We start from the raw sequence: 26819 nt of genomic DNA on the forward strand, positions 1-26819 counted from the left end.
CTAGCGTCGCGCAGAGAGCGCTTGGAGCAAAGCCAGTGAAAGCCGTCGTCACCGTCCGACTGAAGAAAGAGGTCCTCGATCCCCAGGGCGACGCCGTGAAGCGCGCCCTCGCCTCGCTCGGGTTCCCGGGCGTGAAGGGCGTGCGCGTGGGCAAGATCATCGAGATCGAGCTCGACCCCTCGCTCGGCAGCGCGCCCGATCTCGAGGCGCGGCTGAAGAAGATGGCGGACGAGATGCTGGCGAACACCGTCATCGAGGACTACGAGGTCACGCTCGCGCCGTAGCCCCGCCGCCGCGCGGCGCGGCCGCGGGCGGCGCTCACGCCTCGGGCGCGACGAGCTTCTTCGCCCAGAGGATCGCGTCCTTGCGGGCGCGGCCGACGACGAGGTGGCGCGCCAGCACGGCCGAGCGGCGGAAGCCGTTCGCGAGCAGGGCGGCGCACAGCTCCTGGTCGTCGGCGGGGGCGAAGGTGAACGTGCTCACGGCCTTCTCCTCGACGAGGCGCTCGCACAGGGCGCCGATGGCCGCCGTCGTGGCGAGCCGCTCCGACTCGTGGCGCGGCGAGGTGAGGAGCTCGAGGAACGAGTTCCCGAAGCATGACTGCATCTCCCACGCCGCGTGGAGGGTGAAGCCGCCCCGCGCGGACAGCGCGTAGCCCGTCCGCACGGCGTCGCGCCCGAACGGCTCGAAGCCCGTGAGCGCCCGCCCGGCCCGCTGCGCCGCCGCGACCGCGCGACGCAGCTCGGCGGCGCTCGCCGGCGCGATCTTGATCGCGGGCATCGGCCGCCCCTCGCCCTCCCGGAGCAGCCGCCTCGCGCGGGCGATGGTGCGCTCCGCGAGCAGGACCGCGGGCGACCCCGCCGTGTCCTCGCCCTCGGCGCCCTCCTCGTCGTCGCTCTCCTCGCGGAGCTGCGAGGACATCTGCGACACGACCGCCCCGAGGATCCACGCGTCGCTGCGCTTGTAGAATCCGGGGATCGAGCCTTCCCGGACGAACCCGAGGCGGGTCCAGGTCGGCACCTCGTCGCGCTCGACCAGGGTGAAGATCTTCTCGACCCCCTCGCGCTTGGCGGCCGATAGGACGAAGTTCCGCTTCGACGGCGTCGGCCCCGCCCGGAAGTCGATGATGCGGAGCGTCCGGTGCCGTCGGTTGACCAGGAGACAGAGCGAAACAGCGTCGTTCCGGAACAGGAGCTCGTCGACACCGCTGCTCGACGTCGAAGACAAGTTTCTCGCTGCCATACCCCTCGTGCTCGGCGCAGGCGTGATGCCTCAGGTCACGCGGTCATTGCAGAATTGCAAATTGCAGATCTGAAACGCCCCCTAGCAGCCGGGGCCCACAGCGTCAACGATGTCGGCGAGGCCGTTGAGTCGGGGGGGAGGGGGAAGGGGAGGGGCGGAGAAAGGTCAGGCGGCCGCGGCGAGCCGGCCGGCGTCGGCGGGCTTGACCCCGAGCGCCACGAGCGCGTCCTTGAGCTTGGAGCGCTGGAGGGAGATGCGGGTCGGCATCCCTCCGGAGATCTTGAAGGTCTCGAGGAAGTTCACCCCGCTGTCGAAGCGGGCGGCGAAGGTGACGCTGTCGTTGTCGACGACGACGGAGATGGGCGCGCGCTCCTGCCCGATGAGGAGGAGCAGGGTCTTGTCGTAGGGCCCGCCTCGCTGGGAGGCGTCGACGAGGACCAGGCCCGGCTCGACGCGCTCGTAGCGGAGCGCGATCCGGCGGGTCTCGGCTTCCATGACGGCGAGCTCGGCGCCGGCCGCGTCGATGGGGGTCCAGAGCGACGGGTCGGAGAGGCCGGACGCGAGGTGCCGGACGATGAGGCCGAAGAGGGCCTGGTCGCGGGGGCGGGCGCGGAGGGCGCGGTCCATGCGGGTGGCCACGGGCCCCGGGACGCCGATGCGGGTGTCGATGGCGCGGGCGTCGTCGTCGCAGCCGGGGTAGGGCTCGACGCCGCCGCGCATCCACTTGGCGCCGCTGGCGAGGCCGTCGAAGTCGACGTGGCAGACGAGGGTGTCGACGCGCCCGGCGCGGGCGACGACCTCGGGGGTGATCATCTCGGGGCAGGCGCCGTGCTCGGCCTTTGTCGACAGGACGAAGCGTGGGTCTCCCGCGAAGCGCGCGTGGTGGGCGCTGTCGTGGTGGTCGACCCAGGCGGCGAGCCGCGGCCCGAGCTCCTGGATGAGGGGGAGCGTGACGGTCTCGAAGCTCTTGCCCCCCGCCTCGGAGGCGAAGGCGATGTCGAGCACGGCGACGTTGCCGCGCAGATCGCGGGCGCGGGGGAGCTTGCGGGGGGAGGCGAAGGCGAGGTCGAATCCGTGCATGGCGTCGCTTCCGGGGAGGCGGGCACCGCCCCGCCGGGCTGCCCGGCGCGAGCCGCGTCGGGCGCCTTGCTCCATACACCCGAAATGGCGTAAGCGCTGCGGCGGAGGACCTTTCTCGGGCGGGCCCTGAATGATCCGCTAGGATGATCCGACCAACGGCAGGGATGGCTCGGCGCTCCCGGGCGTTCCCGCAGTGCGCCGCCGCGGAGGCTGGCGGCTCAGGCAGACGCGACAGGAGGGGACCGCGCCCGGGATCGCCGCGAGCGGGGCTGCCCGTGTACGTCGGAGGAAGTGGATGAGAAGCGACGTTCTGGGACTTGGTCTTCTGGCTCTTGGGGGGATGCTCTGCGGCGCCGGGCTCCCGGGCGCGCCGGCCGTCTCCGAGGCGAGGGCAGAGCCCGCTCAGGTGGCGGTGTCGGCCGCGCAGGCGACGGGCGCGGCGGTGCAGGCGGCGGGGGCGGCCGCGCCGGTGGTGACGGGGCCCGCCTGCAAGCTGAAGGGGACGGCGCCGGTGGGCAAGGGCGCCCGGCTCTACGACGCGCCGAGCGGCGGCCGGACGATCGCGAACTTCACCGGGGCGCTGGTCCCGATGACGCTGAGCGCGATCCCGGCGGACCCGCCTTCGGGCCGGGCGCGGCTGAGCACGTCGGACAGCGGGCCGGCGCTGCGGATCGACGGCTATGTCGCGCCCTCGGACGTCGCGGTCTACACGACGCGCGACATCCCGGTCATCCAGGGGCACATCTGGATCTCGAGCGCGCAGAAGGTGAAGCTCGTCGCGGCCACGGGCGACTCGCTGCGCGCGGAGCTCTCGATCTCCGGGTCCGAGGGGCAGACGGCGAGGGCCTCGGCCTCGTGCGACGCCTTCTCGCTGCAGCGCGGCGTCCCCGCCAAGATGGAGGTCCCCGGCAGCGCCCGCGGCTACCTGATGAAGACGTCGACGATCGAGCTGTTCGATCGCCCGAACGGCGACGTGATCTTCACGCTGAAGATGCTGGAGGGGACGGCCCAGCTCTTCTGGAGCACCGAGGCCAAGAACGGGTTCGTCCACCTGATGTCGCGGGGCGACCTCACGATCGACGCCTGGGGGCGCCTCAAGGACCTGGAGGCGCTGAAGAAGGGCGAGATGATGGACCAGTACATCCCGCCGACGACCGCGGTGGCCGGCGCGCAGCTCGCGCTCGACAAGGCGCCGCCGATCGTGAAGGCGACGCGGTCGATCCCGGTGCGCGCGCGGCGCGACGAGAAGGAGAAGCCGGTCGGCGAGATCGAGGCCGGCGCGGAGATCTACCTGCTCGAGACGGTCGCGGGCTGGACGAACGTGCTCCCGAAGGCGCTCGGGATGACGCCGCCCGACGAGGGCGGCTTCTGGATCCCCGCCTCCGAGACGCCGAAGTAGCGAGGGCGCGCGGGCCCGCGGCGGAGCGCGGGGGGCCCGACCGGACGACGCGCCGCAGCGCGGTCAGGGTCGCTGCGGCGCCCCGCTTAAGGCGCTCAACTCTCGAGAGCTCGGCCGCCCGAGGCGACTAGGATGGCGCGCATGAGCCGTTCGCCGTTTCGTTCCCGGCGGCCTCGCGTCGGCGTCGCCGTCGGGGTGATCGCAGCCTCTTCGACCCTCCTCGGCAACGCCGCGGCGCAGGTCGCGCCCGTGGTGCTCCCGCACGCGGCGGGCCAGCAAGCGCTCGCCGTCCGCGTCGATCCCGGCGGCATCACCGCCCGCGCCTGTCCCGCGAAAGCCGCTTGCGCGCCCGACGGCGGCAAGGTCCTCGCCGTGCCGCCCGAGGTCGCGCCGCTGCTCGGCGGCGCGCGCGTCGTGCCGATCGCGCTGGCCGACGGCAAGCACCTCGCGAAGATCGAGGCGCCGGCCGCGGGAAAGCCGGCTCCCGCGAGCGCGCCGGGCGCCGCGGGCGGCAGCTGGGCGATGCTGGTCGCCGCGCCGCTCGCCGGGAAGGGGACGGAGCCGATCGTGCTCTGGAGCGGCTGGACCGGCGTCGCGACCGGGGAGCACGGCGAGGGGCGGAGCGACGCGGTGGTCGTGGAGCCGCTCGGCAGCGGCAGCCGCGTGCTCGTCGGGCAGCTGCGCGAGGATGTGACGATCTGCGGGCGGCCGGCGCTGGTCGGCGCGAGCGAGGTCGATCCCCGGACGATGACGCTGCTCAAGGGGGCGAGCTTCCAGAACCTCCCGGCGGAGGAGCGCCGCGCCGCGGGCAAGCTTGTCGCGGAGCGCCGCGAGGCCGACGCGGCGGCGCCCGCCTTCCGGCTGCTGCGCCCGACCGCGGCCTCGAGCGCGGTCGGCAAGCGCTTCGCGGAGATCGCCGACGGCGACCCGAAGACCGCGTGGTCCGAGGGGAAGGCGGGCGCGGGCCGGGGCGAGTTCGTGTCGTTCTCGTCGGCCGACGAGGTCGGGATCACGGGCCTCGGCCTGCGCATCAAGCCGCAGGACGGCGTCGACGGCGGCGCCGCGCCGCGCACGCTCTTCGTGGCGACGCCCGATCGGCTCTTCCAGGTGAGCCTGCCCGAGGACGCGTGGCTCAAGGAGCCCGCCGGCTACGAGGTGAAGCTCCCCGAGGAGATCAGGGCCTCGTGCCTCGCCGTCGTCCTCGACGAGGCGTACGCGCCGCGGGGCGCGGGCGACCGCGGCGCGCCATCCGCGCCGGAGGTGCGCGTCACGATCGCCGAGATCACGGCGCGCACCGCGTTCGACGGGCAGGGCTCGGGGGCGCTCGTGGCCGCGCTCGCGGGCGGCGGCGAGCGATCCAGGGCGGCGGCGGCGCTGCTCGCGCGCAGCGGGCCGGAGGCCGTCGACGCGGCGATCGCCGGTTACGACAAGCTCGACGCGGCGGGCAAGCAGCTCGCTCGCGGCGTGATCGACACGGCGCCGTGCGCGGTGCAGATCCCGTTCTTCACCGCGCGGCTCGCGTCCGGCGCGGCGGCGGCCGCGTCCGGCGCGGCCGCCGCGCGGTCCACGTCTGCCGCGCCAGGGCGCGCCCCTCGCGCAGAGGCGCCCGAGCCCGATCCGGAGCTCCACCACGCGCGCGATCGCATCCGCCGCTGCGGGCGCGCGGCCGCGCCGGCGCTCGCGGAGATCGTGAAGGGGGGCGCCGCCACGGCCAAGGTGGCGGCGGCCCGCGAGCTCGCGCTCGTGGCGCCGGCCGAGGCCATCCCGGCGCTGCTCGACGCCCTCGCCGGGGCGCGCGGCGCGACGCGGCGGGATCTCCGGGCCGCGCTCGCGCTGGCGGCGCGGAGCGAGCGGGCCGCGCCCGTGGTCGAGGAGGAGGTGCAGCTCGATCGGCTCCGCGCCCGCCCGGAGGGCGCGCAGCTCGATCTGCTGCGCGCGCTCGGGCCGGCGCTCGGGCGCGTGAAGGGCGGCGGCGCGGCGTTCCAGGCGCTCGCCTCCGCGGCGCCCGCGCCCTTCGAGCGGCGCTACCTGCTCCAGGCGCCGGCCGCGGCGCTCGCCCGCGCCGGCGAGGCGCCGGCGGAGGCGTACCTCCGCGCGTCGCTCCGGAAGGACGCGGACCCGCACGTGCGCCTGCGCGCCGCCGAGGTCGCGGCGGAGGTGCCGGCCCTCGCGCCGGACCTGCTCGCGGCGGCCTCCGATGCGGACGTGCGCGTGCGCGAGGCGGCGATCGTGGCGCTCTCGCGCGCGGCCTCCGCCGGCGCGAAGCTGCCGGCCGGCGCGGCCGAGGCGCTCGCGGCGCGGCTCGCCTCCGACCCGTGGACGTTCATCCGCGGCGGCGCCGCGCTCGCGATCGGCGCGATGCCGGCGACGCCGGCGGGCGACCGGGCGCTCGTCGGGGCGCTCGCCGACCCGTCGCCCGAGGTGCGCCGGCACGCGCTCGACGGCCTCGGCGCGCACCGGGCCACCGCGCACATCGAGGCCGTGCGCGATCGGGCGGAGGACAAGGAGGAGGACGTCGAGGTGCGCGCGCGCGCGATCCTCGCGCTCGGGGCGATGTGCGACGCGAGCTCGGTCGACCTGTGGACGCGGATCGCGCTGCGGGCGAAGGCGCCGATCGGCGAGCGCGATCAGCGGCTCGGCTCGGCGGCCCTCGCGGCGCTCGGGGCGGTGCACCCGGCCGATCTGCCCGCGCGCCTCAAGCCGCTGCTCGACAAGGACACGCCCCACGGCCTGCGCGAGACGGCGAGGGCCGCGCTCGCCGCGGCGCCGCAGTGCCGCCGGTGAGGCCATCAGGCCGGGCGCACGGCCGACGGCGCGACCCACGACGCGGGTGATCGGGCGTCGAGCGCCCGCCCGCGCGGAGCTCACCTCATCGCGCGCCGCGGCCGGCCCGCCGCGGCAGCACCGCGCGGGCGCGCGCGAGCCACTCCGCGAGCGACGTGGCGTCCGGGGGCACCGCGTCGAGGTCGGCGTCCTCCGCGACGCGCACCATGGCGGCGCCGTCGTCCGGCATCATCCCTTTCGCCGCGAGCATCGCCTGCGCCCGGAGCGGCGACAGCTCCTCGGTCGCCTTCTCGCCGAGGAGCGCGAGGATCCAGCCCTCGAGCGCCGGCGCGGCCACGCCGCCGATCACCTCGGGCGGCGACGACAGGCTCGACGAGACGCGGCGGATGCCCTCGGCGATCGCCTCGCGCCGCGCCGGATCGCGGTCGATGTCGCGGGAGAACGCGAGGACGTCGCACCCGGCCTCCTTCGCGTCGAGGGCCGCGCCGAGCACGTGGTGCGTGTCCTCGTGGGCCGCGCCGCGCGCCTGGTACTTCCGGATGCTCTTCCACTCGCGGGCGCCGCCGACGACCCACCCGTTCGGCTGGACGCGCGAGAGCAGCGTGAAGAGCACGCCGGGGTGCTTGTCCGACTGGTAGGCCGGGGCTCCGGCGCGGCTGCCGAGCTCGTTCTCGCCCTCGCCGACGAGGAAGACCCGGGTCCTCTCGAGCGGCTTCATCACGGCCGCGCGCCTCCTCCGAGGAGCGGCGCCTCGTCCGCGCCGTTGGCGTAGCTGAGCCAGAGCTCGCCGAGCGCGTACACCCGCGCCCGGTCCTCGAAGCCCGGCGTGTGCAGGATGCGCGTGGCCCTCATCCCCTGCTCGCCGGCGCGGGTGATGACCGTGACCTCCTCGGGCTGGAGCTCGTTCACGACGAGCGGGCTGTGCGTCGCGAGGAGGACCTGGGTCTTCTCGGAGACGAGCCGCAGCGCGCGCATCACGTCGGCGATGCGCGCGGGGTGGAGCCCGTGCTCGGGCTCCTCGACGAGGAGCAGGGGCGTCGGATCGAGGTGCGGCAGCGCCGCGAACGCGAGGTAGTAGAGCATCCCCTCGCTCATCAGCGCCGCCGGCACGACGGCGCCGCCCTCGAGCTTCACCCCGATGGCCTTCGTGGTGGAGCTCGGGTTGGCGAGATGGATGCTGCGCACGCTGGGAAAGAGGCGGGTGAGCTCCGCGTTCAGCTCGATGTAGGCCGACAGGTCGCGGCTGATGACGGCGTCGTAGAGGGCCGGCAGGCCGGTGCCGCGCTCGTCGGCGAAGCAGAGCGGATGCCCGTCGGGGATCAGCGGGTGCGGGGCCCGCAGCGCGTCCGGGTCGAAGCGGAGCATCTGCGTGCCGCGCAGGGCCTGGACGATGTCCGGGGCGGGGCGCTCGGGGCTCGGACCGCCGCTCACGTCGTCGTCCTCGTCCGCGTCGTCGAGCAGCGAGGGGGGCTCCAGGTCCCTGGGGAACGACGTCGAGCGGACCCGCCCTGCGGCGTCGAGCTCCACGCGCCACGTCGTGGTCGCCGCCGACACCTCGAACACGGCGCCGCCGAGCGCCCTGCTCGCCGGGGCGCCGCGCCCGAGCGGGTCCGGCGCCGGCGCCCCGAGCGCCCGCTCGAGCACGGACGAGAGGGTCCGGAGCGCTCGCAGCACGGTGCTCTTGCCGCTGTCGTTCGGCCCGATGAGCGCGTGCAGCGGCGTGAGCTCCAGGGTCGTATCCTGGACGCAGCCGTAGCCCTGGATACGGAGCTGCTCGACGTAGGGTCGGTCCATCGACGTCGACGCCAGCATACCCGCGCGCGCGCCGGCAAGAAACTTGGCCCGTCGTCGCCGGCCCCTCTACGCCGCGGTCATGCGCCGCCTCCCGTCGATCGCGGTCCTCCTCGTCGCGCTGGCCGTGCCCCTGGCCGGCGGCCTCGGCGCGCGGCACGCCAGCGCCAGCGTCGCCTACGCGTCGCCCTACACATTCGAGCAGACCTTCGGCACGGCGCTGCGCCTCGTGCGCGTCGATCTCGACTTCAAGATCGTCGAGAAGGACGTCGCGAGCGGCTACTTGCTCTTCGAGTACAGGAGCCCGGAGAGCGGCGGCAGGGCGACGCAGGGCGCGATCGAGGTCGTGAACGGCCGCGCCGGCGTGCACGTCGCCGTGCAGCTCCCCGCGATGCCGCAGTACCACGAGCAGGTGCTCCTCGACGCCCTCGTGAAGAAGCTCGCCGCCGAGCACGGCGATCCGCCGAGGAAGGCGCCGCCGCCGCCCGCCGACTCGGGCGCGCCGCCCCCGGACGCGGGCGCGGCGCCCTGATGACATCGTCCCCGCTCCCGCGCAGATCGTAGGCCCTCCTTGAGGGCCGGGCAGGTCGCCCTAGCCGCTGCGCCGCACGTACTCGAAGTCGACGGGCTTGCCCTTGAGCCCCTTCGCCGGCGCCGCGATCCAGTTTGCCATCTGCTTCGGATCGAACACCGGCTTCTCCATCAGGCTCTTCACGTACGCCTCGTCGCTCGCGGTCGGCAGCCACGCGTCGCGCTGGCGCTCCCACGCCTCCTTCGAGAGCGGGTTGCCGTCGACGTCGAAGTGGAGCCCCGCGTAGATCCCGGAGCTCCGGTGGAACCGCCGGCTCGGCAGCCTCAGCCTGAACGGCACGCCCGCCTCCTCGATCACCCGGTTCATCTTGTCGATGCCGCGCTGCGAGTCGCTCACGTACTCGTCGCGCAGCACCTCGTTCATCGCGTTGCGGAGCGGCACCTCCTCGCGCCGCCACCCGGCCACCGCGCCGCCCGCCGCCGCCACGGGCACGTCGAGCCGGTACACGCCGTCGATGGCCCGGTGATCCTCGTACGACTCCTCCTTCGCGCGGCCCTTCACGCTCGAGGCGAAGAAGGACGCGGCGTTCGAGGAGATCTCCCCGCCGAACAGATCGAGCGACAGCGAGTACCAGAGGTTCAGGTACTTCTGCATCGTCGGCAGATCGACGCCGCCCTCGGCGCGCGCGTCCTCGTTCTTGTTGCGCTTCATCAGCTCGCACGTCCGCTGGACGACGCGGAGCAGGCCCGTCTCGCCGACGAACATGTGGTGCGCCTCCTCGGTCAACATGAACCGCGTCGTGCGCGACAGCGGATCGAAGCCGCTCTCCGCGAGCGCGAGCAGCTGGTACTTGCCGTCGCGATCCGTGAAGTAGGTGAACATGAAGAACGAGAGCCAGTTCGTGCACGGCTCGTTGAAGGCGCCCAGGATCCGCGGCTTGTCCGGGTCGCCGCTCCGCCGCTCCAGGAGCGCCTCCGCCTCTTCCCGCCCGTCGCGGCCGAAGTGGCTGTGCAGGAGGTACACCATCGCCCAGAGGTGCCGCCCCTCCTCGACGTTCACCTGGAACAGGTTCCGCAGGTCGTAGACGCTCGGGCAGCTCTGGCCGAGCAGCCGCTGCTGCTCCACGCTCGCCGGCTCCGTGTCCCCCTGCGTCACCACCAGGCGGCGCAGCATGTTCCGGAGCTCCCCGGGCACCTCCTGCCACGCCGGCTCGCCCAGGTGATCGCCGAAGCCGATCTTCCGGTCCGGCACCCGATCCGCGAGGAAGATGCCCCAGCGGTACTCGGGCATCTTCACGTAGTCGAAGTGCGCCCACCCCTCGTGGTCGACGCTGATCGCCGTGCGCAGGTAGATGTCGTCCGCCTGGAAGCCCTCGGGCCCCGTCTCCCGCCACCAGTCGAGGAACTTCGGCTGCCACGCCTCGAGGGCGCGCTGGAGCTTCTTGTCCGACGCGAGGTCGACGTTGTTCGGGATCCGCTCCGAGTTGATGACCGCGCTCACGTCCGCCTCCAGTCGAATTCGGGGCGCTCCGGGCGCCCGTACATGGTCAGCGCGCCCCGCTGGCCCACCGCGTTCGGGCGCTGGAAGATCCAGTTCTGCCAGGCCGACAGCCGGGAGAAGATCTTCGTCTCCATCGTCTCCGGCCCGCAGAAGCGCAGGCTCGCCTCCATCCCGGTGAGCGCGTCGGGCGACAGGCTCACGCGCTCCTCGATCGCGAGCCGCACCTCGTCGTCCCAGTCCATCGCGTCCGGCGCGAAGGTGCAGAGGCCCTCCTCCAGCGCCTCCTCGGCGGACAGGAGGCCCGTCCGCTCCTTCAGCGCGGCCACGCGCTCCGGCGCGCCCAGGAAGCGCGACGCGAGCCGCGTCAGCCCGTTCGACATCGCGAGCGGACCGAAGTTGAGCGAGCCCAGCGCGACCGTCGCGGGAGACGCGCGCGACGCGTCGTCGTCTCCCCCGTCCAGCATGTAGGACCGGTCCGCCGCGAGGGCGAGCTCGAACAGGCTCCCCGCGAAGCACGAGCCCGGCTCGACCAGCGCGAACACGCTGCGGGCCGTGAGGTCGAGCCGCTTGAGCACGCGCCGCATGTGGAGCAGGACCTCCTTGACGAACCAGTCGTCCCGGGCGGCCCACAGCGCCTCGTCCGCGGCCCGCACCGCGTCCGGCGAGCCGGCCGTCCGGAGGAGGACGAGGCCCACCGTGGGGTGGTTGAAGCGGAGGTCGAGGAGCGCGTCGTCGAGCTCGCGGAACGCGCGGAGCGCCCACAGATCCGCGCCCGCCCGGCGCATCCCGGCGGCGTCCGACGGCCCCTCGCCGTCCGGCCCGAGCACGCGGATCTCCGCCGTCCGCGCGGCGCGATCGACCTTCAGCGAGACGTGGCGGTAGTCGCAGGTCGACACGTCGCCGTCGTCGACACGCCGCGGCTCGAGCGGCGCGAGCGTCACCCCGGGCCCGGGCCGGTCCGGCGTCGCCGCCGCGAGCTCCGCGGCGCGCTGGGCCACCGCCTGATCGAAGCGGCTCCTCGGGATCGCGCGATCGACGAGCCCCCACTCCTGCGCGCGCTTGCCGCGCACCCCCTCGGCCAGCGTCGAGAACACGTCCGCGAGATCGCGCCGCACCTTGCGCTTGTCCACGAGCCGCGTGAGCCCCCCCGTGCCCGGGAGCACGGCGAGCAGCGGCGTCTCCGGGAACGAGACGGCGCTGCTCCCGTCGTCGCAGAGGAAGATCTCCTCGCACGCGAGGGCGAGCTCGTAGCCGCCGCCCGACGCGACGCCGTTCAGCGCCGCGAGGTAATGCTGCCCGCTCTCGGAGCACGCCTCCTCCAGCGCGAGCCGCGTCTCGTTCGTGAACTTGCAGAAGTTGACCTTGAACGCGTGCGACGACGACCCGAGCATGTAGATGTTCGCGCCCGCGCAGAAGATCCGCGGCTGCGCGCTGGTCACGACCACCGCCTTCACCTCGGGGTGCTCGAAGCGCAGCCGCTGCACGACGTCCGCGAGCTCGATGTCGACCGCGAGATCGTAGCTGTTCAGCTTCAGCTGGTAGCCGGGCCGCATCGGCGCGTCCTCGTCGACGTCCATAGCGACGCGCGCGATCGCCCCCTCGAACGAGAGCTTCCAGTGCCGGTACCGGCCCGGCGCCGCCTCGAAGCGGACGGGCGAGCCGTCGGCGGACGAGCCCTCTTCCCGGGCTCGGGGCTGCGGCGACGGCGCCGCGGAAGGAGAAGAGGTGGTCGCTTCCATACCGACGAGCCCACCACCGCGACGGGCTTCCGTCAAGCAGTATAGTTCTTGATGACCCGCTTATCATGAAATATATTGCAGTATCGAGATGCCACCCCGTCAGACATCGCCTCGGGAGCGCCCCGGGCAGGGCCCGGAGGCCGCCGCGGGCGACGCCGGCGCGCCGCCGATCCTCGCGCACCTCGCCGGGCGGCTCCGGCAGCGGCGCCAGGAGCTCGCGCTCACGCTGCGCGAGCTGGCTGAGCTCGCCGGGGTGAGCGAGCGCTTCCTGGTCCTGCTCGAGAGCGGGCGGGCGAACGTGTCCGTGGTGAAGCTGGAGGACATCGGCCGCGCGCTCGGCACCTCGGCCGCGGCGCTGCTCGCGGAGGGCGAGCTCGCCCCGGAGGAGGCGCCGCGCGGCCCGGCCTCCGGCGAGGCGGGGGCGGGCGGGGTCCTCGTCGCGCTGCTCGGCCTGCGCGGGGCCGGCAAGACCACGATCGGCGGCCGCGCCGCGGCGCGGCTCGGGGTGCCCTTCCTCGAGCTCGACGGGCTCGTGGCCGCGCGCGCGGGGATGAGCCTCGCGGCCCTGTTCGAGATCCACGGAAACGCCTACTACCGTCGCCTGGAGCGCGAGGAGCTCGCGCGGCTCGCCGACGCCCGCGCGCGCGGGATCATGGCCACGGGCGGGGGCCTCGTGACCGATCCGGCGACCTTCGAGCGGCTGCGGCGCTGCGCGGTGACGGTCTGGCTGCGGGCGAAGCCCGAGGACCACTGGCTGCGCGTGGTCGAGCAGGGCGACGCGCGCCCCATGGCCAACCGGGCCGACGCCATGAAGGAGCTCCGGGCGCTCTTCCAGGCGCGGCGCGCGCTCTATGAGCAAGCCGACTTCGTGGTGGACACGTCGGCGCTCGGACTCGCCCGCTCTGTCGATCGCGTGGTCAAGATCGCTCGTGAAGCTGGTAGAAGGGACGCGACGCGCTCGCCTTGAGCGGGGGCGCGTTCCCCCCTCCCATGTCCATGCCGCGCATGAAAATTCTCTTCGTGGTGTCCGAATGCGTCCCCTTCAGCAAGACCGGCGGTCTCGCCGACGTGGCGGGCGCGCTGCCGATCGCGCTCGCCGCGGCGGGCCACGACGTGCGCGTCGTGATGCCGGCCTACCGGGTCGCCAAGCGTTACCTCGCCCGTCAGATCGAGCGCGCCGAGCAGCAGTCTCCGGGCAGCGCGGCGGTCGCCGCGCCGGCGGTGGCCGCGGCGGCCGCCGGCTCGTCGGCCGACGTTGTCGAGGCCGCTCCCCCGGCGAATGCCGCGCCGGCGGCCGCCGCGCCGGCCGACGCGCCGGCGCTCGCCGCTCCGCAGGGCGGGGACGTGCCGGCGCCGGCGGAGCGCTTCATGCCGCGCCGGCTGCCGGAGCCGCTCGGCATCCCGCTCGGCACGGGCGAGGTGTGGACCGCCGTCTGGGAGACGCGCCTCGATCCCGAGACCCCCGGCGCGCCCGCGCCGCGCGCTTACCTGCTCGAGCACGACGTGCTCTACGATCGCGACGGCATCTACGGGGACGCGCACGGCGAGTTCGGCGACAACCTCGCCCGCTACGCGCTCCTGTCGCGCGGCGCGCTGCAGCTGTGCCACGCGCTCGGCTTCTGGCCGGACGTCGTCCACGTCCACGACTGGCAGACCTCCCTGGTGCCGCTCTACCTCAACGTCCTCGAGCACCGGTCGCCGCTCGCGCGCGCCGCGTCGGTGCTGACGATCCACAACCTCGGGTACCAGGGCTGGTTCAACAAGCACCAGCTCCCCACGACGGGGCTCGGCTGGGATCAGTTCCACAGGTTCTGCCTGGAGGCGTACGACAGCATCAACCTGCTCAAGGCCGGCATCTACAACGCCACGCTCGTCTCCACGGTCTCGCCCAGGTACGCGCAGGAGATCCAGACGTGGGAGGGCGGCGAGGGGCTCGACGGCGTGCTCCGGGATCGCGGCACCGACGTGATCGGCATCCTCAACGGCATCGACGATTCGATCTGGAACCCCGCGACCGACCCTCACATCGCGGCGACGTACTCGGCCGAGGACCTGAGCGGCAAGCGCCTCTGCAAGGCGGCGCTCCAGCGCGAGATGGGCCTCGAGGAGCGCCCCGACGTCCCGCTCCTCGGGCTCATCAGCCGCCTGGCCACCCAGAAGGGGATCGACATCCTCGCGGGCGCGCTCGACCACATCCTCTCGCTCGACGTCCAGCTCGTGGTCCTCGGCTCCGGCGAGCGCTGGGCCGAGGACCTCTTCTCGCGGATCGCCGGCTCGAGCGACCGCTTCCGCGTCTACGTGGGCATGAACGAGGGGCTCGCCCACCGCATCGAGGCGGGCGCCGACCTCTTCCTCATGCCGTCGCGCTACGAGCCCTGCGGCCTGAACCAGCTCTACAGCCAGCGCTACGGGACGCTGCCGGTCGTGCGCGCCGTCGGCGGCCTCGACGACACCGTCGAGAACAACGTCACGGGCTTCAAGTTCGAGGAGATGTCGTCGATGGCGCTCGGGAACACCGTCGCCTGGGCGGTGCACCTCTACCGCGCCGACCCGGCCTACTTCCGGACGATGCAGCTGCGGGCGATGAAGAAGAACTCCGGCTGGGCGCAGGCGGCGCGGCAGTACGAGGCCCTCTACCGCCTCGCCATCTCCCGCCGCACCGGCCGCCCGTTCTGATCGCGTCCGCGTCCCCGACAGGAGGCGCGGCGCGATCGGCGGCCGCGCGGCCGCGCGGCGCTTCCCTTCCGGGGAGCGCCGCCCGGGGCGCGCTACTCCTTCTGCGGCTCGGCCGCGGGCGCGGCGGGCGCCGCCGGCTGCGCGGCCCCGGCGGCCTCGCGCGTCGCCGCCTGGCCCTTCGCCATGAGCGAGCGCGAGAGCGCCCGGTGCTTCCCCTCGACCACCGACACGAAGCTCGTGACGACCGGCAGGAACAGGGCGGGGGAGGAGATCCCCTGGTCGGTCAGCTTCGGCTCGGCCGCCTTCACGTCGCGGACGAAGCCCTCGAGCGCCGGGGTCATGATCTTGGCCCACGGGTCGGTCTGATGGCTCGTGCCGTGGGTCTTGAGCGCCGCCGTCGACGTCTCCACCTTCTGGAGCGCGGTCTTCGCCGCCGCGGGGTCGACGTTCTTGCTGGCGAGGATCACCATGAGCGCGCGCGCGTCCTCGAGGGCCGTGATCGCCGCCTTCTGGCCCTCCTCCGCCTTCGAGAGGTCGGGCAGGTGCGACGAGTGCCACGCCGACACCGCGAGGCCGAGCTTGTCGGAGTGCGCGTCGAGCTTCTGGAAGTCGGCGATGAGCTTCGCGTGGAGCTCCTTGCCCTTCGCGAAGCTGTCCTTCTTGTACTCCTCGCGCTGGTAGTAGTTGGCCGCCGTGGCGATGTTCTTCGCGAGCTCGGTCGCGAACGGCGCGTACTCGGCGAGCGCCGCGTCGACGTCCGGCATGGCCGGCTCCTTCAGGCTGAGGGCGACGGTGCAGGCCCGCGCGTTGCGCTCGTGCGGGGCGCGCGCGCTGAAGTTGAACGGCCGGCGGTCGTCCTTGCCGGGCGGCGTCGGCCCGGCCTTGGCGGCGCCGGCGGCTGCGCTGCCGGACGCCGCGGCCGCGGCCGCGGCCGCGCCGGGCACGGGCGGCTTGGCGGGGAGCAAGCCCTTCGGGGCGTCGCCGGCCTTCGCCTGGTCCTCGGTGCCGAACTTCGGGATCTTCTTCTCGCTGGGCTCGTCCTTGCCGAGGCTCGCGAGGTAGGCGTCGCGGGCCTGTTTCAGCGAGAGCGTCCCGAAGTAGCAGACGTCGACGCGGTACTCCTTCATCGACTGCGGGTCGACCTTCGCGATCGGCGACACGGGCGTCCGCAGGTTCTTGCCCTTGTTCGCCGCCGCGGAGCTTGCCGGCTGCTCCGGCTGGGGGGGAGGCGGGTCCTCCTTGCAGCCGGCGACCCCGCTGGCGACGAGCACGAGCGCGATGGAACAGAGAGACCTGACGGAAATCATTCGAAGTGCCTCCTCGGCTGGCGCAGGAACGGGCGCATCATGCCTAAGCCGGCGGCGCTTGCAACACCGGCCATGGGCGGGAACGTGCGGCGCTGGTCGGGAAAAACCCGGCTCCGGCCCCAAACACGCGGGCTCTCCGGGTTCTTCCTCGCCTCCGCTGTGGCTGATGGAACGATCCGGGTCTAAGGTCGCCGCGTGAAGCTGCGAAGCCTGACCCTGGACGAGCTCACCATCGACGACGAGCGCTCTTTCCGGCACATCGCGCTGTACGACGATCTGAAGCAGGTGCTCCGGCGCGACGGGTACCGCTTCCGCGTGCCCGAGGGCGAGGCGAGCTGGGACCGGGTCGTCTTCCTGAACCTGACGTTCTGGAGCCAGAGCGAGCAGGGCGACCTGATCGCCAGCGATCACCTCGCCGCGGACGTGGTCGCGCACGTCGCGTGGCACCACCTCGCCCACCGCGCCCTCACGGCCGCGAGCGCCGGCGCTCCGCCCAGCGCGGAGGCGCTCCTGCTCGCCGAGGCCATCGCGAGCGCCTTCGATCTGTACCTCGTCGGGCGCCTCCTTGGGCACGCGCCGAACGCCGAGTTCCTGGCCACGCAGGTGCCGGCGATGGCCGAGGCGGCCGAGGCCGCCGGGCTCTCCGACGACGGCTTCGAGGCGCTCCTGGAGAGCGTGTCCGCGGATCCGGAGCGCGCCTTCGAGGACCTCCGCGCCCTGCTCTTCGACGTGACCACCGCGCTCCTGCCCTGCGATCGCCTGAGCCGCGCGGCCGAGGTCCTCTCCGGCTTCGACGCGCACCGCTTCGCCCCGCTCCTCCACCACTACGAGCTGTCGAACTGGATCCTGTCGACGCGCGCTCCCGGGTCGCCGCCCGCCCCCGATCCGGTCGCCCGGGCCGTCGATGCGGCCCTGCGGAGCGCGCCGGTCTCGCTGGCGTGGCTGGAGCAGCGCTGGGTGCGCCCCCCCGCGCCGCTCCCCGTGCGCGCCGGAACACCCTCCGGCTGAGGGCCGAGCCCCGCGGAAGGTCCGGGTGGAGGGGGAGCCCCGCGGAGCGGAGCGGGCGAGCCCGAGGGCGGCCGCCCAGGTCAATCGCAAGAAGATTGCGCGCCCAGACGAGCTGCGCGATTCTCTTCATCAAGGTGCAACTCGCCTGCTCTGTCTGCAGGGCCTACGTGGAGATCGGGGTAGGACGCGAGATGCGTCCGTCGCTGCCGTTTGTCTGCAAATCCTGCCGCATGCAGAGCAAGCAGTCGGCGTCCGAGCGGGGTGAGCCGCGGTCGTCCCCCTCGGTCGTTCCGAGCTCCGCGAGCGGGCGCGACCGGCGCGAGCCGCCGAGCGACCCGGAGCGGGCGAAGCCGTCCTCCGGGCGCGCGCTCGAGCCGTCCTCCGGGCGCGCGCTCGATCGGGAGCCCGCGCTGTCCAGCGACCTGCTGGACGCCGAGACGACGCTCCCGGGCGCGGGCATCCAGCGCAGGGCGGCGCCGGCGCGCGACCCGGAGCGGCGCGCGGCATCGGCGGCGTCGGCGCCCCCCGCGCGGCGGCGAGGGCTCACGCTCGCGGAGCGGATCGCGCAGCAGGAGCTGGAGGACGCGCCGGAGTCCAGCCCGAGGCCGCACGCGCTCGACGCGCTCGACGCGGCGGCGGAGGCCTCGCTCGAGCACGCGGTGGTGACGCCGGACGGCGGGCTGGGGCGGCGCGAGGTCCAGATGCGTCCTCGCACGTTCGCCGGCGTCTCCTGGGACGACGCGCGCCGCAGCGTCGCGGCGCCGCCGGCGGCCAGCCGGAGCCCGTCCGCGCTCCCTCCTGCCGACTCCGATCCCGTCTCGATCCAGGACCTCGCGCAGATGCTCTCTCCCGGGGTCGAGCCGCCCTCGCTCTCCTTCGGGGCGGACGCCGCCGAGGACGAGCGCGCGAGCCAGCCCGCGCCAGCGCCCGAGGCGCCCCCGAGGCCGCGCGCCGTCCCGCGGACGCCGGTCCCGGTCCGCCCGCCGGCGCGGCGCGAGCACCGCATCACGGCGGCGCCGGCGGCGATGCGACCGCGTTCCGCCGCGGCCCCGCGCGCGGGCGCCTCCCCGCGGCCCGTGGCGCCGCCGTCCGAGATGCCGCCGGCCCCGCTGTCCGAGCTGCCCCCCGCGCCGCTGTCGATCGACGAGGGCCGGCCCTCGTCGCACCGCTCGTCGCCCGAGCTCCGCCTCCAGGACGTGCAGGCCATGGCGGCGCTCGCCCCGCAGCCCCTGCCGTCCACGCGCCGCGCCCGGTCGGGCCCGGGCCCCGCGGCGCCCGCCGACGACTCTCCGGCGGATCTCGCCCTGCTGGGGTCGCTCGCTCCATCGCCGACCGCGGGCCCGCCGCCGTTCCCGAGCTCCCGGCAGACCGCGGGCCCGCCGCCGTTTCCGAGCCTGCCGCCGACCGGGGGCCCGCCGCCGTTCCCGAGCTCCCGGCAGACCGCGGGCCCGCCGCCGTTCCCGAGCCCGCCGCCGGCCGCCGGCCCGGCGCATGCCGCCGAGGCGTCGCGGCGAGAGCGCGGCAGGCCGAAGGCGTCCGGGGCCCCGGGCGCCGCGGAAGGGCTGCGCGAGCAGGGAAGCGACGAGCGCCCCTCGCGCGAGCCGCCGGCGCGCGCGAGCAGCGCCCCCAGGGCGACCGCCCGCTCGGCGGGCGACCGGATCAGCCAGACCGACCTGCGTGGGCGCGCCGGTCGCAAGGAGGACTCGGGCCTGATCGACCTCCGCAGCATGGCGCCGCCGCCCGGCGCGGAGGACGGCGCGCGCCGCAACGAGGACCGGGCCGACGACGAGATCCTGAGCATCAGCGGCGGGCTGTTCGAAGGGGCCGCCGCTGAGCGCAGCTCGTCCCCGTCGTTCCCGGCGCAGCCCGTCGAGCCCGACCTCGTCGCCGTCGAGGGGCACACGTCCGCCGAGGACGCCGAGGAAGAGGCGCCGCCGCGCACCTCGAGCACCGCCGGCCCTCTCCTGCGCGTCCTCTCGACGCCGGCAGCGCGCCAGTACCTGGCGATCGCCGGCTGGGTGACCGTGGTCTTCGTCGTGTTCGGCGCGGCGCTGTACCTGGCGCAGGCCCGCGGCCGCTCGTCCACCGCCGCGGCGGATCACGCCGCGCCGGCGAGCAGCAGCGGCGCGCTCGCCGCGGCCCCGCCGGAGGCGGCGGCTCCGCCCGAGGTGGCACCGCCGCCCGCCGCGCCTGCCCCCGCCGACCAGGCCGCCGACCGGGAGCCGTCCCTCGACGACGAGCCGGTCGCGGACTCGCCGTCCGCCGCCCTCGGCGCCGCCGCCGACGCGCCGGCCGCATCCGCCGCGGCCGTCCCGACGGGCGAGCCGGCCGCGCCGCCGCCGTCCGAGCCGGCGCAGGCGGGCATTGCGCCCGGGCCGGCGCCTTTGCCGAGCGCCGCGCCCGCGGCGGCCGCTGCTCCGGCGACGGCCGCTGCTCCGGCGACGGCCGCTGCGCCGGCGGCGGTCGCCGGCCCGCAGGCCGGCGAGGGGTCTCAGGCGGCCGAGAGGCCGGCCCGGGCTGCGGCGCCGAGCGCGCCCGAGCGCGCGAAGCCGGCGGCCAAGCAGCCGCCGGCCACCTCGGCGCTCCTGCCGGCGAAGGACGAGCCGGCCCGCTTCGATCAGAGCGCGGCGACGAGCGCGCTCGCGTCCGCGGCCGCCGCCGCCGCCGGGTGCACCGGCGAGGGGCTCACGGGCACGGCGCGCGTGGCCGTCACCTTCGCGCCCTCGGGCAAGACCATGTCGGCCCGCGTGGAAGGGGGCGACCTCGTCGGGACCGCCACCGCCGCGTGCATCGCCGCCGCGTTCCGCGGCGCCACGGTGCCGCCCTTCGAGGGCATCCCGGTCACCGTCATGAAGCAGGTGAAGATCCGCTGACGACGGGCCGAAAGCTTCCTATCCTCCCGCCGCTGTGCTGGTCGCCCTTCGGGTCAAGAACTTCATTCTGATGGATGCCCTCGAGCTCCGGCTCGAACCTGGGTTCAACGTGCTCACCGGCGAGACGGGCGCGGGCAAGTCGATCGTCGTGGGCGCGCTCTCGCTGGTCCTCGGCGGCCGCGCGAGCGCGGAGCAGGTCCGGCCCGGCGCCGACGAGGCCGAGATCGAGGCGCTCTTCGACGTGCGCAGCTCGGATCGCGCGATGGCGATGCTCGACGCCGCCGGCATCGCGAGCGACGGCGAGCTCGTGATCCGCCGCGTCGTCCAGGCGACCGGCCGCTCGCGCGCCTACCTGAACGGCCGCCTCTGCACCGCGGGCGAGCTCCAGGCGTTCGCCCCGGAGCTCGCCGACGTCGCCTCGCAGCACGAGAGCGTCGCGCTCACCGACCCGTCGACGCACCTCGGCTACCTCGATCGCTTCGGCCGCCTGGTGCCGGCGCGCAGCGAGCTCGCGGCGGACGTCGGCGAGCTCGAGGCGCTCTCCGCCCAGCTCCGGGCCGCCCGCGAGCTGGAGCGCGGCCGCGGCGAGCGCGAGGCGTTCCTCTCGTTCCAGCTCCAGGCCATCGACGCGCTCTCGCCGCGCCCCGGCGAGCTCGCCGATCTCGCGGCCGAGCGCAACCGGCTCCGCCACGCGGGCCGCCTGCACGACATCACGCGGCGCGCGGCGTCCCGCCTCGATCAAGGGGACGACGCCATGTGCGACGAGCTCGCGCGCCTCGCCTCGGAGCTCCGGGCCGCCGCGGAGATCGACCCCGCGCTCGACGACGTCGCCCGCGCCGTCGACGGCTGCTGGACGGAGCTCAGCGAGGCGGCCCGCCAGATCGCCCGCTACGCCGAGCGCGCGGAGGCCGATCCGGATCGCCTCTCCGAGATCGAGGACCGCATGTACCGCCTCGAGGGCCTGCTCCGGCAGCACGGCCCGACGCTCGACGACGTGCTCGCCGCGCGGGCGCGCCTCGCGGCCGAGCTGGAGCACCTCGCGGGGGTCGAGAGCCACGTCGCGGAGCTCGAGCGGCGGCGCGACGCGCTGCTCGCCGTCGCCGCCGAGCGCGCCCGCAAGCTCTCGGCGAAGCGGCGGAAGGCCGGCGAGAAGCTCGGCGCCGCGATCTCGGCGGAGCTCGCCGACCTCGGCATGGGCGGCGCGCGGGTGGTCGTGGACATCGAGCCGCACGGCGGCGACCGCGCCGAGCTCGTGGTCGACGGCGCCCGCCTCGGCCAGGACGGCATCGACCGCGTCGAGTTCCTCATCTCGCCCAACAAGGGGATCGAGCCTCGCCCGCTGCGCCGCATCGCCTCGGGCGGCGAGCTGTCGCGCGCGCTGCTCGCGCTCAAGCGCGTGCTCGCGGAGTGCGGGCCGGCGGGGCTCTACGTCTTCGACGAGGTCGACAGCGGCGTCGGCGGCGCCGTCGCCGACAAGATCGGGCGGGCGATCGGCGACGTGGCGCGCCACCACCAGGTGCTCTGCATCACGCACCTCGCGCCCATCGCGGCGTTCGCCAGCGCGCACTTCGTGGTCGCCAAGGAGAACGCGGGCGGCATCGCGAAGAGCTCGGTGACGCGCGTCGACAAGAAGGATCGCATCGCCGAGGTGGCGCGGATGCTGTCGGGCGCGAAGGTCACCGGCGCGTCGCTCAGGGCCGCGACGGAGCTCATCGAAGCGGCGCGCCTCTAGAGCGGCGGGCACCCGCTTCGGATACGGGCCCACCTCGACGTTTTCGGTGCTCAGCGCACCGGAGTGCGCTTGCGCGCCGAAAACGCCGATCTGGGCCCGTCTCCTGTGCGGGTGACCGCCGCTCTGCGACGGCATCGCCAAGGCGGGTCCGTGGCGCGGATCAGCTCCGCGCGAGCGCGTAGTCGTTCAGATCGACGCGGATCATGTCCTTGAGCCACGGGTGCACCGTGATCGCGGTGCGGTACAGCCCCTGGGCGATGCGCCGGTAGCTCGTGTGCCCCTGCTTCGCCGAGCGGAGCTCGATCACGTGGAAGAGCTCGCGCAGGTTCAGCGTCCACAGGGTCCGCACGCGGAAGCCGAGCGGCACCGCGTACTGCGCCTCCAGGGGGTAGCGCTCCTCCATCGCGTGCCAGGCGTCGCGCGCGGCGAGCATCGCGTCCTGGTAGGCCTCGGCGTGGCCGAGGTCCGACAGGGCCTGCGGGGTCTCGAAGCCGAGCCGGCAGGTGAGCCGCTGCGTCGCGGGCGTCAGCATCCGGTGGCGCTGCAGGTCGCGGTACGCGCCGTAGTCGAGCATCAGCTCGAAGGTCATCGTCGACGCCTCGAACGCGCGCGGCGGCGCGTCGTAGGGGCCGCGCTTCGCGCACGCCGCCTGCGCGATGGCGATGAGCTCCGGCAGCGTCGCCCGGCGGAGCGCGTCGCCGAGGTTGTAGGCGTGCACGCCCGGGTCGCTGCCCTCGTACGCGAGCGCCAGCGCGATGCGCTCCAGCGCGTCCTTGTCGTAGCGCACGAGCCGGACGGGCTGGTTGATCACCATCGTCGCGCTCACGCCCTCCTCCGGCGGCGTGTAGACGCGCTTCATCGCCTCCGCGACGGTGGCTTGCAGCCCCTTCCGGAGCTCGTTCGGCGCGGCGTACTTCACCAGCGTCGGGGTCACGGCGAGCGCCGCCGCGTGCATGTCGCGGGCGACCCTGCGCACCTCCTCGAGCGGGTGCGACAGCATCTTCGTGAGCAGGATCTCGAGCGCCCGCGCGTTCGCGGTGAGGCCGATGTTCGTCCGCGTCCCCGCCGGCAGGAGCCCGCGCAGGAGATCGCACGCCTGCGCGCGCAGCGCGCCGCGGTAGGCCGCGTCCGACATCTTCTCGGGCTTCGGCTCGCGCGCGCTCAGCCGCTCGGTCACCTTCGGCACCAGGTCGAGGTAGGTCGCGAAGAGCCGCTCGCTCGCGGCCCGGTACCTCGCGCCGTGCTCCGGATCGAGCTCCGGCAGGTCGACGAACGAGTGCTGATCGAAGACGACGTAGCGCGTGCTCTTCTCCGTGTAGGAGCCGAGCCGCAGGTCCTCGATCACCTTGGAGGCGACGATGCTCACGTTCTCGAGCGCGAGGTGCACCACGGCGTGCTCTGCGACCGACGCGTGGCCGTAGCCGACGACCCACTTCTCGTGGAAGCTCCGCGCCTTGTCCGACGCGAACGCGAGCCCCCGGTGCGGCCGGTCGCCGGCGCCGGGGGCCACGTCGAGCTCCTCGTCGCCGAGCAGGCGCGCCAGGTTGGTGCGCAGATCGTCGCGGCTGCGCGAGTAGTACGCGAACAGGACGGCGATGACTTCTTCCGGCAGACCCGACAGCGAGAAGACGTCAGCCGTCAGGCTCGACACATACGGCGCGATTCTGGCACGCGACGCTTCGTCCAAGGCCATGCCCTGCTTCTACCCCTAATCCTCGGCCGATCGGTCGAGAAAACTCGGTTTCCAGTCGTCGGCGCCGGTCCACCTCGGCCCTCTGGCCGCGGCCGGCCGGCGCGCGGCTCCCTACGTTCGCGGGGCGCGGCGCGCCCCACCTTGGCGCGGCGCCGGCGCGCGCCTCAGAGCGCCCGCGCCTCGGAGACGGCGAACGGATCCGGGAAGATCTCGCTGTTCGCGAGCGGCCTGCTCCGCCGGGTCAGCACCTCGCAGCCGGTCCTCGTGACCACGATGGTGTGCTCGAACTGCGCCGACAGCGAGCGATCGGCCGTCAGCGCGGTCCACTTGTCCTCCTGGATCTCGACCTCGTACGTGCCGAGGTTGATCATCGGCTCGATCGTGAAGCACATGCCGGCGCGGAGCCGGGTGCCGCTGCCGTACTTGCCCACGTGCGAGACCTGCGGCGCCTCGTGGAAGCGCCGCCCGATGCCGTGGCCGACGAAGGCCCTCACCACCGAGCAGCCCTCGGCCTCGGCGAACTCCTGGATGGCGGCCCCGATGTCGCCGAGGCGCGCCCCGTCCCGGACCTGCGCGATGCCGAGCTGCAGGCTGCGCCGCGAGACCTCGGTCACGTGCTTCGCCTCCGGCGACGGCTTGCCGATGTAGAAGGTCGCGGAGGTGTCCCCGTAGAAGCCGTTGTAGATCGTGGTCACGTCCACGTTGATGATGTCGCCCGGCTCGAGGACGCGATCGCACGGGATGCCGTGGCAGACCACCTCGTTGATCGAGGTGCAGACGCTCTTCGGGAACCCGTGGTAGTTGAGCGGCGCGGGGTAGCCGCCGCGGCGGAGGGTGTCCTCGTGGACGAAGGTGTTGATGTCCTCGGTGGTGATGCCGGCGCGGATCATCTCGCCCACCCCGAGGAGCGTCTCGGCCGCCATCTGGCAGGCCACCCGCAGGGCGTCGACTTCCTTGACCGTCTTGATGCTCACGTTGCTCACGGCGCAGACAGCTCCCCGAGGACGACGGCCTCCTTGACGGCCGCGGCGACCTCCGCTGTATCAGGTGAAAGGTGCCAGTGGATCTCCGGCTCGCCGTCCACGCCGGCGAAGCGCCGGATGAAGGCGATGAAGATGAGCCCTCGGAGCCGCGCGTCGATCGCCTTGGCGATGGCGAACGCGCGGCTCTGCGGGCGGATGTGGAGCTCGAACGTCCGATCCGGCACCCGGGGTGTAGCCAGGGGAGGGTAGCCGACCTGGATCCCGAGGTGATAGGTGCTCTGGTCTCCGATCGAGTCGACGGTCACCGTGCTCACGCGGACCCGCGCGACGACGTCGGCCGTCTGCGCCCTCTCGCGGAGGAACGGATCGGACCTGGGGGAGGGGCCGTCCAGGGAGAAGCCCACGGCGGCGGGCTCGATGTTGTCGTCGAAGACCTCGCGCGCGTGCCCCTCCCACGCGGGCGCCCCGCCCAGCGCGTCGGCGGACGTCGCGGCGCGCTCCTGGTCGGCGACGCAGCCGCCGGCGGGGCCAACGGTCGCCAGCGCGGCGAGCGCGAGGCGAAGCGGAGCAGCACCGGTGGCGGAAATCATCCTTGGGACCGGAGCTCGTAGCACGTCGGCTCGCCCCTGTCAGGACCCCGCACACATCGGCCACAAGCGCTGTTGAGGCCGTTTTTCCCTCGTCGTTCTCCCTGTACCGCGCGCGGCGCGCGGCGCGCCGCGCGGTGCTTCGTGCGCCCAGCGTTGAATCGTCTCGTCGTCCTGTGTTCGTCCTTCACCGGTTTCACGGCTTCCATCGACGGGGCGGAGCCGCCGTCCAACGTCAGCGGGCGGCCCCGGTCGGCGGCGATCCTATTCTCCTGTCCTACCGCAGGTGCTAGCGTTCCCGGGCTTGCCGGGCTGGGTTCCTAACTTTTGCGATTGCAGAGCGCGCAGGGACAGGGCCTGCGCCGGCTGGAGGAAGAACATGAAAGCGAAGAGGCTCCTGGGAGCAGCGTTGGCCGTTGGGCTGGGCCTTGCGGCGATCACGAGCACGACCGTGGCGGCTGCCCAGCCGAAGGGGAAGAGCGGGGCGCCGGCCGCGGCCCCTGCCCGGCCTGCCGAGCCGCCGGCGACGAAGAAGACGATCGCGCTGACCCCTGCCGGGCTCGCGTGGGGGATGAGCACCAAGCAGGTCGCGGCGTTGATCGACAAGATGCTCGATGAGGCGTACGTGCCGCGGTACAAGGCGACGTCGCCCGGCGTGAAGATGAAGGCGCTCGACGCCGAGCTCGCCGAGGAGAAGAGCGCGTTCCGCCGCAGCCGCATCGACTTCGGCAAGCTGCCGACGGGCATCGACGCGACGCCGCTCAAGGGCGAGTACACCTACCTCAACAAGGAATCGATGATGACGCTGGCCCGCGCCGACGGCGGGAAGCGCTACTTCTTCTTCATCCAGGACAAGCTCTGGAAGATCATCGATGAGCATGCGCTGGGCGAGGGCAACCCGCGCGGCAAGGACTACCAGTCGGCGGTCATCAAGCTCGCGACGGCGTTCGGGGTGCCTGGCCGCGTGACCCCGCCCGAGCCGGACAAGGGCCGCTACGTCACCGAGGTCGACTGGAAGGACGCGGCCACGCATTTCCGCGCGATCGAGCGCAGCGAGAGCGAGATCGCCTTCGCCTACGAGGACCTGGTGACGCTGAGCAGCCTCGATTCGCTCCGTCCCAACAAGCCCGTCGACGCGAACGCCATCGACCCCGCCGTCGCCTCCGCCGTCCGCAAGGACGAGCCCCCCCCGGCCCCCCCTCCGACCGACAAGGCCGGCAAGAAGAAGTAACCGTCCCCGTACCTCCCCTCGGAGCCCCTCCCGCGGGCTCCTCCTTCCGCCCCCTCCCATCTCCAGAGCCACGCTTGCGGGCTCCTCCTTCCGCCCCCTCCCATCTCCAGAGCCACGCTTGCGGCGGTCGCCCGCACAGGAGACGGGCCCAGCTCGGCGTTTTCGGCGCGCAGGCGTACTCCTGTACGCCGAGCACCGAAAACGTCGAGATGGGCCCGTATCCGAAGCGGGCGCCCGCCCTACGAGATGAGGGAGGCGCCGTCGGGGACGCGCATGCCGTTGGTCACGACGACCCGCGCGGACGGCGCGACCGCGAGCACCGCCGGCTCGATCACCGCGCGCGCGGTGAGCATCGCCCCGGGGCAGCCCGAGCATGCGCCGGCCAGGTGGAGCGTCAGGTGGTCGGGCTCGACCGCCACGATGTAGAGCTCACCGCCGTCGGCTCGGACGAGCGGCGCGATGACCTCGCGGCAGACCTTGAGAAGCTGATCGATGGAAGCCGGCATGGGGGTGAGCTCGCAGCGCGAGCCAGCTACGAGCCTAGCACGGCAGCGCTCGATCGCGGGAGATCGCCCCGGCCCCGGCGCACCGGGCGCCCCGGCCCCGGCACACCGGGCGCCCTGGACGCGGCCCGGAGGGCCCGCGCCCGGCGCTCGGCCCCA

21 protein-coding genes are annotated in these 26819 nt (G+C 74.0%); 10 read left to right on the plus strand and 11 right to left on the minus strand.

Features of this window, described 5'->3' with window-relative positions:
* Positions 1–35 precede the first annotated feature (35 nt).
* Positions 36–284, plus strand: coding sequence for a phosphoribosylformylglycinamidine synthase subunit PurS (gene purS, locus WMF33_RS07755; RefSeq protein ID WP_437336538.1), 249 nt, complete (start codon positions 36–38; stop codon positions 282–284).
* Positions 285–318: 34 nt separating this feature from the next.
* On the opposite strand, the gene WMF33_RS07760 is transcribed toward purS, so the two are convergent.
* Positions 319–1227, minus strand: coding sequence for a hypothetical protein (locus tag WMF33_RS07760; protein ID WP_437336539.1), 909 nt, complete (start codon positions 1225–1227; stop codon positions 319–321).
* 180 nt (positions 1228–1407) lie between these two features.
* Complete coding sequence (locus tag WMF33_RS07765; protein ID WP_437336540.1) at positions 1408–2322, minus strand: hypothetical protein; 915 nt, start codon at positions 2320–2322, stop codon at positions 1408–1410.
* A 295-nt stretch (positions 2323–2617) separates the two neighbouring features.
* On the opposite strand from WMF33_RS07765, the gene WMF33_RS07770 reads away from it, so the two are divergent.
* Positions 2618–3721, plus strand: a complete 1104-nt coding sequence (locus tag WMF33_RS07770; RefSeq protein ID WP_437336541.1) for a hypothetical protein — start codon at positions 2618–2620, stop codon at positions 3719–3721.
* A gap of 141 nt (positions 3722–3862) precedes the next feature.
* Positions 3863–6505: a HEAT repeat domain-containing protein gene (locus WMF33_RS07775; RefSeq protein WP_437336542.1), complete on the plus strand. Its 2643-nt coding sequence runs from the start codon at positions 3863–3865 to the stop codon at positions 6503–6505.
* Between the two features lie 85 nt (positions 6506–6590).
* On the opposite strand, the gene WMF33_RS07780 is transcribed toward WMF33_RS07775, so the two are convergent.
* A complete protein-coding gene (locus tag WMF33_RS07780; RefSeq protein WP_061623349.1) occupies positions 6591–7223 on the minus strand; it encodes a hypothetical protein in 633 nt (210 codons plus the stop codon).
* Positions 7223–8299, minus strand: coding sequence for an AAA family ATPase (locus WMF33_RS07785; protein ID WP_437336543.1), 1077 nt, complete (start codon positions 8297–8299; stop codon positions 7223–7225). Before WMF33_RS07785 ends, WMF33_RS07780 begins: the two co-directional genes overlap by 1 nt.
* A 79-nt stretch (positions 8300–8378) precedes the next feature.
* Between WMF33_RS07785 and WMF33_RS07790 the strand changes: the two genes are divergently transcribed.
* Positions 8379–8828, plus strand: a complete 450-nt coding sequence (locus WMF33_RS07790) for a hypothetical protein (RefSeq protein ID WP_437336544.1) — start codon at positions 8379–8381, stop codon at positions 8826–8828.
* A 60-nt stretch (positions 8829–8888) separates the two neighbouring features.
* On the opposite strand, the gene boxB is transcribed toward WMF33_RS07790, so the two are convergent.
* Positions 8889–10328, minus strand: a complete 1440-nt coding sequence (boxB, locus tag WMF33_RS07795) for a benzoyl-CoA 2,3-epoxidase subunit BoxB (RefSeq protein ID WP_437336545.1) — start codon at positions 10326–10328, stop codon at positions 8889–8891.
* Positions 10325–12067: a 2,3-epoxybenzoyl-CoA dihydrolase gene (gene boxC, locus WMF33_RS07800; RefSeq protein WP_437336546.1), complete on the minus strand. Its 1743-nt coding sequence runs from the start codon at positions 12065–12067 to the stop codon at positions 10325–10327. The genes boxB and boxC overlap by 4 nt, the downstream gene beginning before the upstream one ends.
* 88 nt (positions 12068–12155) lie before the next feature.
* On the opposite strand from boxC, the gene WMF33_RS07805 reads away from it, so the two are divergent.
* Positions 12156–13034 (plus strand): shikimate kinase, encoded by an 879-nt coding sequence (locus tag WMF33_RS07805; protein WP_437336547.1) that lies wholly within the window; start codon positions 12156–12158, stop codon positions 13032–13034.
* A 29-nt stretch (positions 13035–13063) separates the two neighbouring features.
* Positions 13064–14743 carry a glycogen synthase gene (locus WMF33_RS07810; RefSeq protein ID WP_437336548.1) on the plus strand — a complete coding sequence of 560 codons (1680 nt, stop codon included), beginning with the start codon at positions 13064–13066 and terminating at the stop codon, positions 14741–14743.
* A gap of 92 nt (positions 14744–14835) precedes the next feature.
* Here WMF33_RS07810 and WMF33_RS07815 read toward each other — a convergent pair whose 3' ends face one another.
* A complete protein-coding gene (locus tag WMF33_RS07815; RefSeq protein WP_437336549.1) occupies positions 14836–16050 on the minus strand; it encodes a DUF3829 domain-containing protein in 1215 nt (404 codons plus the stop codon).
* 195 nt (positions 16051–16245) lie between these two features.
* Between WMF33_RS07815 and WMF33_RS07820 the strand changes: the two genes are divergently transcribed.
* From WMF33_RS07820 to recN, 3 genes are all read left to right on the plus strand, one after another.
* Positions 16246–17058 carry a hypothetical protein gene (locus tag WMF33_RS07820; protein ID WP_437336550.1) on the plus strand — a complete coding sequence of 271 codons (813 nt, stop codon included), beginning with the start codon at positions 16246–16248 and terminating at the stop codon, positions 17056–17058.
* Positions 17059–17288: 230 nt separating this feature from the next.
* Positions 17289–19931 (plus strand): hypothetical protein, encoded by a 2643-nt coding sequence (locus tag WMF33_RS07825; protein ID WP_437336551.1) that lies wholly within the window; start codon positions 17289–17291, stop codon positions 19929–19931.
* 34 nt (positions 19932–19965) lie between these two features.
* Entirely contained in the window at positions 19966–21663 is a 1698-nt protein-coding gene (recN, locus tag WMF33_RS07830; RefSeq protein ID WP_437336552.1) for a DNA repair protein RecN, read from the plus strand.
* Between the two features lie 160 nt (positions 21664–21823).
* Here recN and WMF33_RS07835 read toward each other — a convergent pair whose 3' ends face one another.
* From WMF33_RS07835 to WMF33_RS07845, 3 genes are all read right to left on the minus strand, one after another.
* On the minus strand, positions 21824–23314 hold the full coding sequence (locus tag WMF33_RS07835) for an FAD-dependent thymidylate synthase (RefSeq protein ID WP_437336553.1): 1491 nt from the start codon (positions 23312–23314) through the stop codon (positions 21824–21826).
* A gap of 206 nt (positions 23315–23520) precedes the next feature.
* Positions 23521–24339: a type I methionyl aminopeptidase gene (map, locus tag WMF33_RS07840; protein WP_061624554.1), complete on the minus strand. Its 819-nt coding sequence runs from the start codon at positions 24337–24339 to the stop codon at positions 23521–23523.
* Positions 24336–24929 (minus strand): hypothetical protein, encoded by a 594-nt coding sequence (locus WMF33_RS07845; RefSeq protein WP_061624555.1) that lies wholly within the window; start codon positions 24927–24929, stop codon positions 24336–24338. The genes map and WMF33_RS07845 overlap by 4 nt, the downstream gene beginning before the upstream one ends.
* A gap of 376 nt (positions 24930–25305) precedes the next feature.
* Between WMF33_RS07845 and WMF33_RS07850 the strand changes: the two genes are divergently transcribed.
* Entirely contained in the window at positions 25306–26157 is an 852-nt protein-coding gene (locus WMF33_RS07850) for a hypothetical protein (RefSeq protein ID WP_437336554.1), read from the plus strand.
* Between the two features lie 239 nt (positions 26158–26396).
* On the opposite strand, the gene WMF33_RS07855 is transcribed toward WMF33_RS07850, so the two are convergent.
* On the minus strand, positions 26397–26663 hold the full coding sequence (locus WMF33_RS07855) for a NifU family protein (RefSeq protein WP_020733528.1): 267 nt from the start codon (positions 26661–26663) through the stop codon (positions 26397–26399).
* Positions 26664–26819: the final 156 nt, after the last annotated feature.

The organism is Sorangium sp. So ce394 (assembly GCF_051474665.1).
Lineage (GTDB): Bacteria > Myxococcota_A > Polyangia > Polyangiales > Polyangiaceae > Sorangium > Sorangium cellulosum_D.

What these genes read in the sequence shown, in the direction of transcription:
- WMF33_RS07765 (WP_437336540.1), bottom strand. Translation starts at nt 2,322, where the DNA reads ATGCACGGATTCGACCTCGCCTTCGCCTCCCCCCGCAAGCTCCCCCGC.
- WMF33_RS07770 (WP_437336541.1), top strand. Translation starts at nt 2,618, where the DNA reads ATGAGAAGCGACGTTCTGGGACTTGGTCTTCTGGCTCTTGGGGGGATG.
- WMF33_RS07775 (WP_437336542.1), top strand. Translation starts at nt 3,863, where the DNA reads ATGAGCCGTTCGCCGTTTCGTTCCCGGCGGCCTCGCGTCGGCGTCGCC.
- WMF33_RS07780 (WP_061623349.1), bottom strand. Translation starts at nt 7,223, where the DNA reads ATGAAGCCGCTCGAGAGGACCCGGGTCTTCCTCGTCGGCGAGGGCGAG.
- WMF33_RS07785 (WP_437336543.1), bottom strand. Translation starts at nt 8,299, where the DNA reads ATGGACCGACCCTACGTCGAGCAGCTCCGTATCCAGGGCTACGGCTGC.
- WMF33_RS07790 (WP_437336544.1), top strand. Translation starts at nt 8,379, where the DNA reads ATGCGCCGCCTCCCGTCGATCGCGGTCCTCCTCGTCGCGCTGGCCGTG.
- boxC (WP_437336546.1), bottom strand. Translation starts at nt 12,067, where the DNA reads ATGGAAGCGACCACCTCTTCTCCTTCCGCGGCGCCGTCGCCGCAGCCC.
- WMF33_RS07805 (WP_437336547.1), top strand. Translation starts at nt 12,156, where the DNA reads ATGCCACCCCGTCAGACATCGCCTCGGGAGCGCCCCGGGCAGGGCCCG.
- WMF33_RS07810 (WP_437336548.1), top strand. Translation starts at nt 13,064, where the DNA reads ATGCCGCGCATGAAAATTCTCTTCGTGGTGTCCGAATGCGTCCCCTTC.
- WMF33_RS07815 (WP_437336549.1), bottom strand. Translation starts at nt 16,050, where the DNA reads ATGATTTCCGTCAGGTCTCTCTGTTCCATCGCGCTCGTGCTCGTCGCC.
- WMF33_RS07825 (WP_437336551.1), top strand. Translation starts at nt 17,289, where the DNA reads ATGCAGAGCAAGCAGTCGGCGTCCGAGCGGGGTGAGCCGCGGTCGTCC.
- WMF33_RS07845 (WP_061624555.1), bottom strand. Translation starts at nt 24,929, where the DNA reads ATGATTTCCGCCACCGGTGCTGCTCCGCTTCGCCTCGCGCTCGCCGCG.
- WMF33_RS07850 (WP_437336554.1), top strand. Translation starts at nt 25,306, where the DNA reads ATGAAAGCGAAGAGGCTCCTGGGAGCAGCGTTGGCCGTTGGGCTGGGC.
- WMF33_RS07855 (WP_020733528.1), bottom strand. Translation starts at nt 26,663, where the DNA reads ATGCCGGCTTCCATCGATCAGCTTCTCAAGGTCTGCCGCGAGGTCATC.